The 13,844-nt window shown below is 40.3% G+C and carries 14 protein-coding genes; 3 read left to right on the forward strand and 11 right to left on the reverse strand.

The window, feature by feature from the left end; translation table 11 throughout:
• From AN618_RS11270 to AN618_RS11290, 6 genes are all read right to left on the reverse strand, one after another.
• A partial coding sequence (locus AN618_RS11270; protein WP_157081675.1) for an IS110 family transposase occupies positions 1 to 556 on the reverse strand: 556 nt, incomplete at its 3' end.
• 579 nt (positions 557 to 1,135) lie between these two features.
• Positions 1,136 to 1,294, reverse strand: coding sequence for a polysaccharide deacetylase family protein (locus tag AN618_RS13220; RefSeq protein ID WP_157081740.1), 159 nt, complete (start codon positions 1,292 to 1,294; stop codon positions 1,136 to 1,138).
• A 96-nt stretch (positions 1,295 to 1,390) separates the two neighbouring features.
• Positions 1,391 to 2,182: a putative hydro-lyase gene (locus tag AN618_RS11275; RefSeq protein ID WP_083515196.1), complete on the reverse strand. Its 792-nt coding sequence runs from the start codon at positions 2,180 to 2,182 to the stop codon at positions 1,391 to 1,393.
• A gap of 2 nt (positions 2,183 to 2,184) precedes the next feature.
• Complete coding sequence (locus tag AN618_RS11280) at positions 2,185 to 3,192, reverse strand: 5-oxoprolinase subunit C family protein (protein ID WP_066355177.1); 1,008 nt, start codon at positions 3,190 to 3,192, stop codon at positions 2,185 to 2,187.
• Positions 3,193 to 3,217: 25 nt separating this feature from the next.
• On the reverse strand, positions 3,218 to 3,955 hold the full coding sequence (gene pxpB / locus AN618_RS11285; protein ID WP_066355179.1) for a 5-oxoprolinase subunit PxpB: 738 nt from the start codon (positions 3,953 to 3,955) through the stop codon (positions 3,218 to 3,220).
• 14 nt (positions 3,956 to 3,969) lie between these two features.
• A complete protein-coding gene (locus tag AN618_RS11290) occupies positions 3,970 to 4,740 on the reverse strand; it encodes a LamB/YcsF family protein (protein WP_066355181.1) in 771 nt (256 codons plus the stop codon).
• A 160-nt stretch (positions 4,741 to 4,900) separates the two neighbouring features.
• Here AN618_RS11290 and AN618_RS11295 point away from each other — a divergent pair, with 160 nt between their 5' ends.
• From AN618_RS11295 to AN618_RS11305, 3 genes are read left to right on the forward strand one after another with little or no spacing between them, the layout of a single operon-like run.
• Positions 4,901 to 6,376: a sodium:solute symporter family protein gene (locus tag AN618_RS11295; RefSeq protein WP_083515197.1), complete on the forward strand. Its 1,476-nt coding sequence runs from the start codon at positions 4,901 to 4,903 to the stop codon at positions 6,374 to 6,376.
• Complete coding sequence (locus AN618_RS11300) at positions 6,357 to 7,790, forward strand: sensor histidine kinase (RefSeq protein WP_066355190.1); 1,434 nt, start codon at positions 6,357 to 6,359, stop codon at positions 7,788 to 7,790. The genes AN618_RS11295 and AN618_RS11300 overlap by 20 nt, the downstream gene beginning before the upstream one ends.
• A gap of 5 nt (positions 7,791 to 7,795) precedes the next feature.
• Positions 7,796 to 9,142 (forward strand): sigma-54-dependent transcriptional regulator, encoded by a 1,347-nt coding sequence (locus tag AN618_RS11305; protein ID WP_066355193.1) that lies wholly within the window; start codon positions 7,796 to 7,798, stop codon positions 9,140 to 9,142.
• Between the two features lie 8 nt (positions 9,143 to 9,150).
• Here AN618_RS11305 and AN618_RS11310 read toward each other — a convergent pair whose 3' ends face one another.
• From AN618_RS11310 to AN618_RS11330, 5 genes are all read right to left on the reverse strand, one after another.
• Positions 9,151 to 10,314 (reverse strand): divalent metal cation transporter, encoded by a 1,164-nt coding sequence (locus tag AN618_RS11310; RefSeq protein ID WP_066355211.1) that lies wholly within the window; start codon positions 10,312 to 10,314, stop codon positions 9,151 to 9,153.
• 350 nt (positions 10,315 to 10,664) lie between these two features.
• Positions 10,665 to 11,342 (reverse strand): Crp/Fnr family transcriptional regulator, encoded by a 678-nt coding sequence (locus AN618_RS11315; RefSeq protein ID WP_066355200.1) that lies wholly within the window; start codon positions 11,340 to 11,342, stop codon positions 10,665 to 10,667.
• A gap of 104 nt (positions 11,343 to 11,446) precedes the next feature.
• On the reverse strand, positions 11,447 to 12,049 hold the full coding sequence (gene pcp / locus AN618_RS11320) for a pyroglutamyl-peptidase I (RefSeq protein WP_066355203.1): 603 nt from the start codon (positions 12,047 to 12,049) through the stop codon (positions 11,447 to 11,449).
• A gap of 18 nt (positions 12,050 to 12,067) precedes the next feature.
• Positions 12,068 to 12,982 carry a DUF979 domain-containing protein gene (locus AN618_RS11325; RefSeq protein ID WP_066355205.1) on the reverse strand — a complete coding sequence of 305 codons (915 nt, stop codon included), beginning with the start codon at positions 12,980 to 12,982 and terminating at the stop codon, positions 12,068 to 12,070.
• 12 nt (positions 12,983 to 12,994) lie between these two features.
• Positions 12,995 to 13,663, reverse strand: a complete 669-nt coding sequence (locus tag AN618_RS11330) for a DUF969 domain-containing protein (RefSeq protein ID WP_066355207.1) — start codon at positions 13,661 to 13,663, stop codon at positions 12,995 to 12,997.
• Positions 13,664 to 13,844: the final 181 nt, after the last annotated feature.

A 13,844-nucleotide genomic window follows, 5' to 3' on the forward strand; every position in this document is an offset into this window, starting at 1 on the left:
TCTTGAATACTTCTTCGAATTCGGGGAAGTATTCGTCTAAGATAGAAATTAGCTTGTTTTTTGCGCTGTTGAGCTTGTTTATTAGCTGCTTTCTTGCTACCGAAAGGTTCCTTAAGTCTGCGTAAATCCCTTCGGGTAAGAGGCAGTTTAGAAACTTACCCTCTTTTACGAGTTTTGCAATTATTAGTGCGTCCTTTCGGTCGTTTTTGGTGGGGCTGTTGTCTTCCTCTTCTTTCCTTTTCTTTACGTGATATGGGTTTACCAGGACTACCTGATATCCCTGTTCTTTTAGAAACCAAGTTAGGGGCTTCCAGTAATGGCCGCTGGGTTCAAGGCCTATTATTACCCTTGTCGCTTTCGATTTTTCTTTGGCTTCGAGTATTTTTGAGACTAGACGAAAGTACCCATCTTTGCTATTATTAAACTTGAAAGGTTTTACCGGTTCGAGGCCGATGTGGTCTATGATTCTTGCGTAGTGGCTCTTCTTAGCTACATCAATACCGATAAAAATTAAATCTGAACCATGGACTAAAAGGAGTTTTTCAATTTTGTTCATGTCTTTCACCCTCCTGGTTGATTGGTGTCTTCAATTACTTTTTTACCAGGAGGGTTTTTAGTTTGCAAAGGCTATTTCAATTTATTACAGGAATGCTAGCACTTATTTCCCTCCGATCTTTTGGCTTGTATCAGAGGGATATTTCGCCAGGGGGTGGGTCAATTCCTTTTCGTTGCTCCTGGGTCAATTATACACCGGCGGTGACACTTATCAACGTTGCCAGCAATTTTTATACTCTTCCTTCTTTTATTTTACAGCTAAATAGCTAAAAGAGAAGATTTTGCGAATTGTATAAAAGAAGTGTGACATTTTATATCCAAAGAAATAATCGCCAAAAATCGTAATATAACTGAGGTTATATTGTGAGAATACCAAAAAAACCAGGAGTTTATCCTGGATAAATTTCCTAATGTAATCAAGCAAACCTTCTTTGAACCTCCTAATTGCCTCTGGATTACTTTCTTTGCTGAAATAACAAACTATTTCGGAGTTCCATGTTTTTTTCTTTCTTGGTATATTAATTTAATCCCTCCATATTCAGAATATTATAATGCTTGTCTATTTTATTAGGAAGACTTTCTATTCTTGGCCGGGAAGTTCTTTTATTTTCTCATGGGTAGATTTCATCTCCTGCTGTTTTGAAAGACTACTCATCCGCAGGGGGGTTGCCGAATGGTTGCCTATTTTGTGGCCTTCTTTTGCTATTAACTTCGTCATGTCCGGGTATTTGTCATCCACATCTTTACTAGGAAAAAAGTATATGCCCTGCCATCATAAGGATGTTTTTTCAGGCAGGGCTTAATCAAATAAATTTTTAAATTGCTATCGCATTTTTTATATTACACCTAATTCTTCATCACGCAGGTCTGTTATGAACATGTGTCCCGGCGAATGGGTTATCATTATTTCTGGTTTTGATTCTAGGGCAACGGCCTGAGGCGTTACACCACATGCCCAAAATACAGGAATCTCATCTTTTTTGACCTCAACAGGATCGCCGAAATCCGGCTTATCTAAAGAGCGTATTCCTATCGCTTCAGGATCTCCTATATGTACCGGAGCTCCATGAACCGAAGGAAACCTCGATGTAACTTGAATTGCTCTAACAACCTTATCTTTCGGAATGGGCCTCATGCTAACAACCATTTTACCTTTGAATATCCCTGCAGGTTTGGTCTGAATATTTGTGATGTACATCGGTACATTTTTCCCTTCCTCTATATGCCTTACAGGGATTCCATTTTCGATTAAAGCCCATTCAAATGTAAAACTGCACCCGAGCAAAAACGCCACAAAGTCTTCTCGCCAAAAATCGCGGATATCTTTTACTTCCGCATATAATTCCCCTTTTTTGTAAATTCGATATTTGGGTAAATCAGTCCTAAGATCTGCACCCGGCGCCACATTTTTGGGTTCTGGATCTCCCGGATCAGTAACCTCCAAAATCGGACATGGCTTCGGATTTCTAAAAGCAAACAACATAAAATCATACGCTAAATCTTTAGGTAATATTACCAAGTTGGCTTGTGTAAACCCAGGTGCGATGCCGCAAGTAGGCCCTTCCCAATTACCCTTCCTAATCATTTCCCTTGCTTTTTTTGCATCCACCCTTGCCACCCCAATTATTTTTAATTAATATTTTCCAAAACGACATCGTAATGTTTCCCATTCACGGTAATGTCAAAATAGTTTACAATTTTCAAAGTGGCTTTAATCTGTTCGATACTCTTTTCCAAGTCCCCTACAACTTTTTGCGCTTCTTCTACACTGATCGCTTTAAATCTGATCCTATCCCCGGGCTTAAGCTGGGCAAGTTTCGGCAAATCGCTCCAAATGCAGGTCGCAATTTTCGCATATCCACCCGTTGTCTGAGCATCTTTTAGCATTATAATCGGATTACCATTTGCCGGAATTTGGATAGCTCCCGGCACGATACCATCGGTTATAATGTCGTGTTTTTCTTTTGCCCGAATTTGGGGCCCTTCCAACCTGTACCCCATTCTATCAGAGTCCTTCGTTATAGTATAAGTAGAATTTAAAAAAAGTTTTATATTATCCTCATCAAAGTAATCATCTTGAGGACCTAAAATAACCCTTATCTCGGCGACGTTCTCATAAGTAGGAACGTATCTTTCATCAACCCTGTAAAATTTGGTCGGTTTCTTTTCCAGTTCTCTGAAAAGCAAGTCTTCCTTTTTCAACGGCCTTCCTTCTAATCCCCCTAATTTTCCCCTGGTATAGGCAGAAGCGCTTCCCATTACCACATCGGCCTTAAATCCCCCGTTAACAGCAAGATATGCCCTACATCCAGAACTTACAGCCCCTATTGATAGCACATCACCCTTCTTCAAGGGGAAAGACGTCCACACCATTCTCTTTTTACCGTTAACTTCGACAGGGAGCTGCGCACCGGTTACTGCAACGGCCACATCTTCCAAAACTTCCAACGTTGGACCCAGCACTGTAATCTCAAGTGCAGGCGCGTTTTCCTCGTTGCCGAGAAGGATATTGGCAACTCTAAACGCAAACTCATCCATAGCCCCTGAAGTGGGTACTCCCTGACTTTCATAACCATATCTTCCCAGATCTTGAATCGTAGTAAGAAGGCCCGGTTGTAATACCCTGAAAGTAGCCATTTTGATTCTCCTCCATCAAAAATTTCTATCGCTTTTCAATATATTCATAAGTCTTAATTTGATACGTTCCTTTTTCGACTTCTTCTTTTATATTGAAGAACTCATCGGGCCCTATTCTGACGAATTTTATATAATTACCTGCTTCCAACAAAATTGGATTTTCCCTTTTGGGGTCGTAAAGTTTTACCGGCGTCTTCCCTATTAATCTCCATCCCCCGGGGCTATCCAAAGGATATATGCCGGTCTGGCTGCCTGCTATTCCCACCGAACCTGCCTCAATCTTCTCCCGCGGAGTTTCAAGCCTCGGTGTCGCTATTTTTTCGGACATCCCCCCAAGGTAAGCAAACCCCATGGTAAAGCCGAGCATGTATATGCGGTAGAGAGGTTCTACGTGAATTCGTATTACTTCTTCGGGAGTTATCTTATGATATTCGGCGACGAAATTCAAATCCGGCCCGAACTCTCCGCCATAAGCTACGGGAATTTCTATGACTTTAGGTTTAAATGCATATTCTTCTCCCTTTGCATTTGAAGCAGCTTTTACGTATTCCGAGATTTTTTCAAAATCTATCTTTAGGGGATTGTACTTAATAAGCAGGGACCTGTACGTGGGAATCATGGAGATTATTCCATCTACCTTGGAATTCTTCAGAAAATTGTACAGGTTCAATACCCTGGCGTTACATTCTTCCGATATTTCATCACCATATTCAACGACAATAGCCCTATCGCCAGCAGGTAAAATCTTCGGTTTATCATACATAATAACTCATCCCCTTATAGAAAACTTGCCATCGGTACAATTTGCACTCCGTTTTCCTCTAAAACAGTTTTTAATTTTCTCGCAAATTCTACCGCCTTAGGATTGTCCCCGTGCACGCATATAGTGTCTACCTTGACCTGTACCAAAGTGCCGTCTACCGCTTCTACACACCCTTCTTTTATCATTTTTAGCACCCTTTTACAAGCTAGCTCCTCATCGTGAATCATAGCATTTGGGTGCTTCCTTGAAACCAGCGTGCCATCGGGATTTATGTTTCTGTCCGCAAAAACCTCGCATGCGAATCTAAGTCCCAACTCTTTTGCAGCTTTTTCCATAGCGGTTCCCGCCATACCCACGCAAATCAGATTGCTGTCAACTGCCTTTATAGCTTCCGCAATTGCAAGGGCCACTTTTTCGTCCACGGCCGCCATATTATAGAGAGCTCCGTGGGCTTTAACGTGCTGCAGACTAAGTCCGTGGGAATCTGCAAAGGCTTTCATCGCCCCTATTTGATAAATGACGTAAGCTCTTATTTCATCGAAAGATGCATCCAGGTTTCTCCTTCCAAAGCCCAATAGGTCGGGAAAACCCGGGTGGGCACCAACTGCCACATTATTTTCCTTGCAAAAGCGCACAGTTTTATCCATCACCAACGGGTCTCCTGCATGAAAACCGCAGGCTATGTTGGCAGAAGATATGTGCTTTACTATTTCCTCATCCATCCCTAATTTGTACGCCCCGAAGCTTTCCCCTATATCGCTGTTGAGGTCAACCCTGTAAGTCATAATTAAATCCACCTCCAAAAAATATTGTCAAGAATTGAATATCGCAAATTTTATACCACCTTCAATTTTTAGAAAGATAGGCTATAATTATATATGAAGTGTGCGAAATTGCACGGTTCATGTGCTTTTATATTTTAGAAAAAAATTTGGGGGATATAAGATGAATGGACCATTCTTATCAATGATATTTTTCTTCATCTACACGATTTTAATGATTTATTCTGCGAGAAACGGTTTTTATAGTACTTATAGCGCTGAAGACTTCTTTTTGGCAGGGCGGTCTTTAAATAGCTTTTTCTCAACCGCCACTTTTCTTGCAACGTGGTTTAGCGCTGCCTCTATTTTGGGGTTGGGCGGCTATGTATATGCCTATGGCGTGGCTGGGGTAGTTTATAGTATTATACCCTGGTTTTCCGGCGCTCTTTTTCTCCTTCTGATTTCATCGCGTCTAAAAGAAAATTTTAACAGCATATACACATATCCTGAATTCTTTACGTTAAGGTACAATTCCAGAATAATGCAGATATGTTCAGCAATTATAATGATATTCTCCTATTTGTTTTATATAACGATGCAGATAAAAGGGTTCGGTTTGGTAATGAGCACGCTTCTTGACATACCTTATACAGCAGCTATCTTCCTCATATACCTCTACATACTTTACACAACTTTCGGAGGACTCTTTTCAGTTGTCAAAACCGATGCCATTAATGCTTTCATAATATTTTTCTCTTTTATCACTTTTGGAATATATATAATTGTCAACAACAGTGGAATTTTAAATATAGTTGACAAGGCATCAACCCTCAGTTCGGTCCCAATTAACGGATGGAACGTGAAAACTCCAGAAGGTGGACTATTGGATCCATTTTGCAAAGGTCTCCAAGACCCAACATACCTCCTGACTTCTTTTTTTGGTTGGGGACTGGGCCTTGCATCCAATCCTCAATATGTGATAAGAATTATTTCCGCAAAAGATAAAGCAACATCCAAAAAAATGATAATATTCTCCATATTATTATTGTCTATTATCTACACATCCATAATATTTGCGTCAATAGGCTTAAGAGTAATGATTCCTTCCTCACCACAGGTAAACAGTATTGACGAAATAATTCCTACTCTCATCAAGTCAATATTTCCCGGCTATCTAAATGGCTTATTTCTAGTTGGGGTTATAGCTTCGTCAATATCCACCGCAAACTCCGAATTACTACTTATTGCAAATAGCTTTACTTATGACATCCTAAAAAACTATAAAAAAGGCATGAGCGAAGAAGAGTTGTTAAACCTAAACCGTTTTACAATAGCGATTGCAGGGACAATATCATTACTGCTATCCTTTAATCCGCCTAAAAGTCTTATTGAATTTGGCGGTAATATTTGGGGAATATTTTCTTCTTGCGCTTTCGTACCACTTTATGCAGGGGTGGTTTTAAAAAGTGCCGATAAAACCGCAGGAGAATTGTCTTTTGTAAGCGGTCTTATTTTTTACATTACCTTCATGTTATTCCAGTCCTTCGGAAAAATTCCCGTCCTCTCCGATATACATCCGGGTCTCATCGGTTTTTCCGCATCACTTTTAGCATTTTTGATTGCAGAATGGAGGTCCAGAAATGCGAAGTATAGAACTTAAAATACTATTGCCTTTTCTTTTCATTTTAGTAATAGCCATTGCGACCGTAGGGATAACTTCATACGTGGGTTCCTCAAGAATACTTCATGATCTTATGTCCAAATTTCCGGCAAGTTCGTCGCATATAAACGAAGATTTTGTAACGCAAAGATTATTTGATTTACAAAAGTATACCATCCTAGTAGCAATAATCGCAATTCTTGCTTCGTGTCAGCTCACCATATTTTTCACATACAGTATAGCCATGCCTATAAAAAAATTCGTAGCCGCATGCAATGAATTGGCTAACGGCAATTTTAACATAGAAGTTAAGTATAAAAGCAACGATGAAATAGGCATACTCAGGGACGCATTCAATACAATGGCAAAAAAACTTAAAAGTTATATCGATGATGTTCTCAGATTAAAAGAGTTAAATCAAAAAATACTAAACGGGATAAATTACGGCATTGTCCTGTTTTCGAACGACCACACAGTTCTTTTTACAAACAATACAGCCAATAAACTTTTTAAAAGCAGTCCCCTGTTAGCTGAATGGGTCAATAATTTCATTGAAAACTATGAAAATACAGTAATTCCACCTAAAGGTGTAATCAAATGGCCTCCACAAGAGAGCAATTTTAGATATATCGAATACGAAATAACGCCAGCCGGGGAAAACTACATACTTTGCTTTTCCGATATTACTGAAGAAGAAAAACTAAAACAAAACATGGAACACATAAATCGGTTGGTCTTCATAGGAGAAATGTCAGCCGCTTTAGCGCATGAAATAAGAAATCCCTTGCAAGGAATTCAAGCGTGTTTTCAGGTATTGGAATCATCATTTCCAAATGAAGAAGACGAGACAAAATCAGAACTTTACAGAGCGATATATCGTGAAATCGATAGAATAAATAGAATCATTACCAACTTACTTCAATTTGCCCGTCCGTCCGACCCTATCCCTGAAAAAGTTTCGTTCGCCAGAATTATGAACGAAATAAAACCATTCATCACATCGCTTTTGAAGGAAAAAGCTCTAAAACTCCAGTGTTCCATACCCGAATATGACGAGCTTTATATAGACCCCAATCATCTGAAACAAATACTAATGAACTTAATTACAAATGCAATAAGAGCCAGTAAAAACGGAGGTTCTATAAATATATCATTAAGTTTGACCCAGGATGATGAAGTCATATTGTGCATAAAGGACGAAGGAATAGGTATCCCAGCGCAAAACCTCAATAAGATCTTTACTCCATTTTTTACAACTTTTCCCGGAGGGAATGGTCTTGGCCTCTGCGTCGTTCAAAGCCTCACTTTAAAAAACAGGGGACGAATCTGGATAGAAAGTACCGAAAATCGGGGAACCAGTGTGTATTTAGCTTTTCCCGCTTACCTGCATAACCACACTTTTGCAAGAAGGTGATATCGATGTATAAATTGAAAATATTGGTAATTGACGATGAACCTTCTATATGCAGTGCACTAAAAATAGCACTGCAAAGCGAAGGGCACACAGTAGAAACAGCTCTTTCAGGTAAAGCAGGGTTAGGTCTTGTTAAAAATTACGCTCCCGATGCAGTAATACTAGATCTTCGCCTCCCGGATATCGATGGTCTTCAAATAATAGACAAAATAAAAGAATTTTCGGACGATATAATAATTATCATTATAACCGCTTTCGGAGATACAAAAACGGCAGTTGAAGCTATCAAGAAAGGAGCTTATGATTTTATAACAAAACCTTTCGATTTAAGCGAAATCAAGCTGTCTTTAGAACGAGCTCGCAGGGAGAGAGCATTAGAAACTGAAAACAAACTTTTAAAACTTAACCAAGAAAAGGTCGTATTTATAAGTCAAGATAAAAAAATGAAGGAAATATTATCGCAAATCGACATCTTAGCCCAGACAGATTCCACTGTATTAATAGAGGGTGAGACGGGTACCGGGAAAGAAGTTATTGCAAGATTAATTCATGAAAAAAGCAAAAGGGCTTCAGGGCCTTTCATTGCCATAAACTGCAGTGCAATTCCCGCAAATCTCTTTGAAAGTGAACTTTTCGGACACGAAAGAAGCGCTTTTACCGGTGCCAGTGAACGAAAAAAAGGGATTTTCGAACTAGCCAACGGCGGGACGCTTTTTTTGGATGAAGTGGGTGAACTTCCTTTAGAATTACAATCCAAGCTTCTGAGGGTAATAGAAGACAGAAAAGTAAGGAGAGTCGGTGGTCTATCGGACATACCTATAAATGTTCGGATAATTTCCGCCACAAATAGGAACCTTCAGAATGAAATAGAAAAAGGTAATTTTAGAAGGGATCTTTTTTATAGATTATGTGTATTTTGTATAAAAATTCCTCCTCTAAGAGAAAGAAAAGCCGATATATTGCCCCTCCTCGACCATTATCGTCAAATTTTTAATAAACTCTTTAAAAAAGAAATTGTCGGCTTTTCGGGCGAGGCCCTTGAGATTCTTCAAAATTATGAATGGCCGGGTAATGTAAGAGAACTAAAAAATATACTGGAAAGAGCTTTCATACTTGCAAAAGGAAAAATAATAACGGAAAAAGAACTTCCCGTAGAACTGAAAGTCAAAACGTGCTACACTGCAAAAACTCCTGAAAGTTCCTCTTTCCCCTCATTAGAAGAAGTAGAACGACAGCACATCCAAAAAGCTCTCGAAATAAGCAACTGGAATATAACAAAAGCTGCAGAGCTTCTGGGCATAAGCCGATTCGCTCTGCAGCGGAGGATGAAAAAATTTTTCCCCAATTATTAAACTCTAGCCTATTTAAAGAGTTGCTTTATGTCGGCAAGCGACCTGATACCGCCATAGACTTCCAAAATAAATACCAATACACCGAGAACTATTAATATCGCAGGGTGCTTATAATCGCCCACGATTCTGGGATTTCTGCAAGCCAAAAGCATCGAACCCAATGTAATTGGAAGTATTAATCCATTTATGGCGCCGGCAAAAATTAGAAGAGTTACCGGTTTACCTACTAATATAAAGAATAATGTGCAAAAAACTATAAATCCTATGATGAACTTAGAAAAATGTTCCTCTACCTGTTTAAAGTACGTCTTTATAAACGAAAGCGTTGTAAATGAACATCCTACTACCGACGTCGCCGCCGCTGACCAAAGCACCAACCCGAACATTTTGTAACCCACTACACCTGCTACCGTGAGGAATGGAGTTGCAGCAGGGTTCACCGGATCAAACTCTATTCCCTTAACCGCTACTCCCAGGTTGCCTAAAAACAGGGCATACCTCATTATTCCCGCTACAATTATTCCCAATACAGCACTTTTTGTTGCTTCCCGCACCGCCTCAATTCCTTTCATTTTACCTTCAATAAGGCGGTGTCCTCCGGCAAAGGTTATATACCCCCCTACAGTGCCGCCAACCAATGTTATCATGGGCAAAAATTCAAATTTAGAAGGAACGAAGGTGCGCACCGCAACTTCTCCTAACGGCGGCTTTGCAGCAAACGCAACATATATCGCGAGCAATACCATAAAAACGCCCAATATCTGTGCAAACCTGTCCATAGCATTACCGATTTCTTTGGAAGTAAAAATGAGAATACAAATTATGGCGGAAATAGCAGCCCCTAACCGCGCATCTATTCCAAAAATCGTATTTAAGCTCATACCCGTTCCCGCTATATTCCCGATGTTGAAAGCAATACCTCCTATCAAAATCAAGGCAGAAACAAAATACCCTAGCCCCGGGAACACTTCGTTTGCAATTTCTTGACCTCTTTTACCTGCTGCTACTATAATGCGCCAAACGTTCACCTGAACTATAATATCGATAATTATTGTAACCAATATAACTGCACTGAAACTTGCGAGATACTTTTGAGTAAACACCGCGGTCTGCGTTAAAAATCCGGGACCTATAGCCGACGTAGCCATTAGAAAGGCCGCGCCCACAAGCATACTCAATGAGTATCTACTTTTTTCCAAATTTATCGCCCTCCTTTTCAAAATTAAATAGATTGCCCTTTGATTTATGCAAATTTTATTCCATGTTTAATATCCGCATTTTCTATTCTTCCCCAATGCGATTTAATCAAAATAAATTGCGATAACGCACCTTATGTGCGAAATCGAACAGTAGGTATTTTGAATAAAAACTATAAAGAAGGAATACAATTTTTTGACCTCGCTGAGGAATACCGCCGGGATGGATACAAGGAACTCGATGATTATTCAAGGAAATCTCACGATTTGGACAGATAACTGGCCCCGGTTTAAATCCAAGGAATTTTGTTGATTCAGGTCGCTTTTTAACCAACAAATTCTTCCAGCTTTTCTATCTTCTTTATCAAGATTTTTTTCTGACTTATCTCTATTATGCCCTCTTTCTTCAGTCTGTTCAAACCCTTGGTTACTGTCACTCTATCGCAGCCTATGAGTTGAGCAATATTCTCATGAGTCAAAGGTATATCTATGATATGACCCTTTTCTAATACTTTCTCCTGCTGGCAACACAGCCTAAGCAAAACATCGCAGAGCCTACCTAGTGAATCCTTAAATAAAAGATCGCAAAGTTGCATCATCAATATCCTGAACTTCCGGCACATACTGTGGGCTATATACTTATACGCTTCAGGATTACTCGTGAAAATCCTTTCTAACTCTTTTTCAAATAACACGGATATCTCGCTACATTCCATCGCCTGTCCCACAATCATATCTTCTCCACCCCCTAAATAAGCAAATTCTCCAAAAATTTCCCCCGGTTGAAGGAAATAAAGTATTTTCTCCCTGCCATTGTCTCCAAAAACCGATTGCTTTATCCGCCCTTTGGTTACTATGGCTATATAAGCTTCATTGGCATTGATTTTTATTATTTCACCTTTTTTGTAGGATTTCTTCGAACCTCCTTTGGCTATATCCAGAAAAAAATTTCTCATTTTTTCCTGCCTTTTAATATCAAATATCTTTTTGTAATAATCTTTCATTTCCCCATCATCCTTAAATCGAGGATTTGATTTATGAATAATATTATAACAAAAAAAGCAGGTACCATGTGGCACCTGCTCTCGTCTTATAAATTTTCATATTATCACGTAATCGACTGCTCTATCGCTACCGTCAAAGCTTTTACAATCTCATTTAACCCCATAGCCGGAGTGTTTTTCTTATCCACTACCTGTTCAAAAAGATAAGGCACGTGGATGAATCCTGCTTTCATGTTCGGTTTTTTCTTAGAAGCGTAATACAAAACACCGTACATCACGTGGTTGCACACATAGGTACCTGCAGTATTCGAAACCTCTGCGGGAATTTTTTCCTTTTTTATGGCCTCCACAATCCTCTTTATAGGCAGGGTAGAAAAGTAGGCATTTTCTCCGTCTGGAAATATCGGCTGGTCTATGGGCTGATTACCTTCATTGTCAGGTATTCGTGCATCATCAACGTTTATCGCCACCCTCTCTACAGATATGGCAAATCTTCCCCCCGCCTGTCCTACACAAATTACCACGTCCGGATTCTCTTTTTCGATTTCGCTAAATAATACATCGAGGCTTTTTCTAAAAACCGTGGGCAGTTCTCTGACTACCACCTGGGCACCATTTATTTCTTTCGGCAGGAGTTTTATCGCTTCCAGAGCTGGATTTACTTTTTCTCCACCAAATGGTTCAAATCCCGTAACAAGCACTTTCATTGTTAATTCCCCTTTCTCTTAAAATGCAAGAACCAGCATAAGGATTATGTGGACTATAAGTAAAACTATTCCCACCGGGATCTGCTTTTTAATTATCATATACTTATCCTTCAATTCCAAAATTGACGCCGAAACTATATTAAAGTTTGCAGCCATAGGAGTCATAAGAGTGCCACAGTATCCAGCGGTCATCGCAAGCGCTGCTGCAACAGCAGGATCTGCGCCCTGATTCAGTACAAATGGCACCCCCACACCAGCAGTTATGACTGCAAAAGCAGCAAAAGCGTTGCCCATTATAACGGTAAAAAGTGCCATTCCCACACAGTACGCAATGACGCCCAATGTTATGTTATCAGCCGGCAATATTGCACCTATCCCTCTTGATATAACTTCTCCTACTCCTGCAGTATTAAAAAGTGCTCCAAGAGCCGCCAAAAGCTGAGGTAATATAGAAGCAGGCCCTACCTGATGAAGCAGCCTTGCGCTTTCCCTGGTTGCTTCGTTAATTCTCGCACCTGTTGTAGCAAAACTAAGTAAAAGTGCAACTAAAGCTCCTATTCCCAAACCGACAAGGCCCCCGAGCTTGGTAAATTGGGCTATGCCGAAGGCGGCTACGGCTATGGCTAATGCGGGGACAAAAAGTTTGTCACCTATTTCGGCAGCTTTTTTCTCCCTAAATTCAGGAGAAGACGTATAAAACTTTCCTATCCTGACCTGCTTGAATGCAGCAAGGATCGCCATAATAAGTATCATTGCCCCGACGACGTTTTTAGGTATATACTTGCCGATAGTAAAAATGATACCGAGGATAGTCCAAAAGAGCGAAGTTCCTATCCTGCACTCTTGCTCTTTCCCGGTAAAAGCATAATACGCAGCGATAAAAGATACGATTCCGCACATTACGTAAAGCAGTTCGAGAAGAATATTCTGCATATTCCTCCTCCTCTAAGCTCCACTTTTTTTACGAGCAAGCTTTCTGTCAAAATACAAAAATTGCACCGCCGAAACTATTACCGCAATGATAGCAATTGGAATGGAAGCTTTGGCGACAGCAAGGGCACCCACATTGAATCCAAGTTCCTTCAATACACCAACAATGAGAAGCACTCCTCCAGATGCTACAAAGACATTTTGTCCATAAAAGTTCCCATAATTTTCCGTAGCCCCTGCAAGCCCCTTTAACTCTTCGAGGTCCTTTTCATCCAATTCGCCAAAATTAGTTTTTGCAGCACCCTCCGCCATGGGAAGTATTAGAGGTCTTATAAATTGCACGTGCCCACCTAACCTCAAACTTAATGCAGCAGCTAGTGTCCTGAGAGTGGTATACAGTGCGAATAATCGCCCTGGAGTTACAGACCTCATTTTTCCTATTAGATATGCAGCTCTCTCTCTAAGTCCGTAACACTCGAGAATTCCTATTGCGGGCAGTGTTACAAAAAATACGGTCATATACCTGTTGGTTATAAAAGCATCTCCTAACGTCGTGAGTATCTGGTTGAAACTCAACCCAGCCGCAAAGCCTGTAGCCAATCCTGCTATGACAACCACGGCTATGGTATCTAGTTTCAATGCAAAGCCAACAATTATAATTATGATACCGATTAGTTTAAGCATCCTATACCTGGTTCAAAAAACTTGACTGTTTTTATCTCCAGCCAAGCCGGCCCCCAGACCAGGCTTTCGCCTCCTTTCCGGATATTTGATTTGCCCTCCGAGGGGCAGGGCGACAGGGGGCCTCGGCCCGGGACTCCCACCCGGAGCGCTCGCGGAACGGTTATTTCCGCTCCCTTACCCC

Source organism: Fervidicola ferrireducens, from assembly GCF_001562425.1.
In the GTDB taxonomy this organism is placed as follows: domain Bacteria; phylum Bacillota; class Thermosediminibacteria; order Thermosediminibacterales; family Thermosediminibacteraceae; genus Fervidicola; species Fervidicola ferrireducens.

Coding starts and splice junctions, on each gene's coding strand:
- AN618_RS11280 (WP_066355177.1), bottom strand. CDS start 3,192: ATGGCTACTTTCAGGGTATTACAACCGGGCCTTCTTACTACGATTCAA.
- pxpB (WP_066355179.1), bottom strand. CDS start 3,955: ATGTATGATAAACCGAAGATTTTACCTGCTGGCGATAGGGCTATTGTC.
- AN618_RS11290 (WP_066355181.1), bottom strand. CDS start 4,740: ATGACTTACAGGGTTGACCTCAACAGCGATATAGGGGAAAGCTTCGGG.
- AN618_RS11295 (WP_083515197.1), top strand. CDS start 4,901: ATGAATGGACCATTCTTATCAATGATATTTTTCTTCATCTACACGATT.
- AN618_RS11300 (WP_066355190.1), top strand. CDS start 6,357: ATGCGAAGTATAGAACTTAAAATACTATTGCCTTTTCTTTTCATTTTA.
- AN618_RS11305 (WP_066355193.1), top strand. CDS start 7,796: ATGTATAAATTGAAAATATTGGTAATTGACGATGAACCTTCTATATGC.
- AN618_RS11310 (WP_066355211.1), bottom strand. CDS start 10,314: ATGCTTGTGGGCGCGGCCTTTCTAATGGCTACGTCGGCTATAGGTCCC.
- AN618_RS11315 (WP_066355200.1), bottom strand. CDS start 11,342: ATGAAAGATTATTACAAAAAGATATTTGATATTAAAAGGCAGGAAAAA.
- pcp (WP_066355203.1), bottom strand. CDS start 12,049: ATGAAAGTGCTTGTTACGGGATTTGAACCATTTGGTGGAGAAAAAGTA.
- AN618_RS11325 (WP_066355205.1), bottom strand. CDS start 12,982: ATGCAGAATATTCTTCTCGAACTGCTTTACGTAATGTGCGGAATCGTA.
- AN618_RS11330 (WP_066355207.1), bottom strand. CDS start 13,663: ATGCTTAAACTAATCGGTATCATAATTATAATTGTTGGCTTTGCATTG.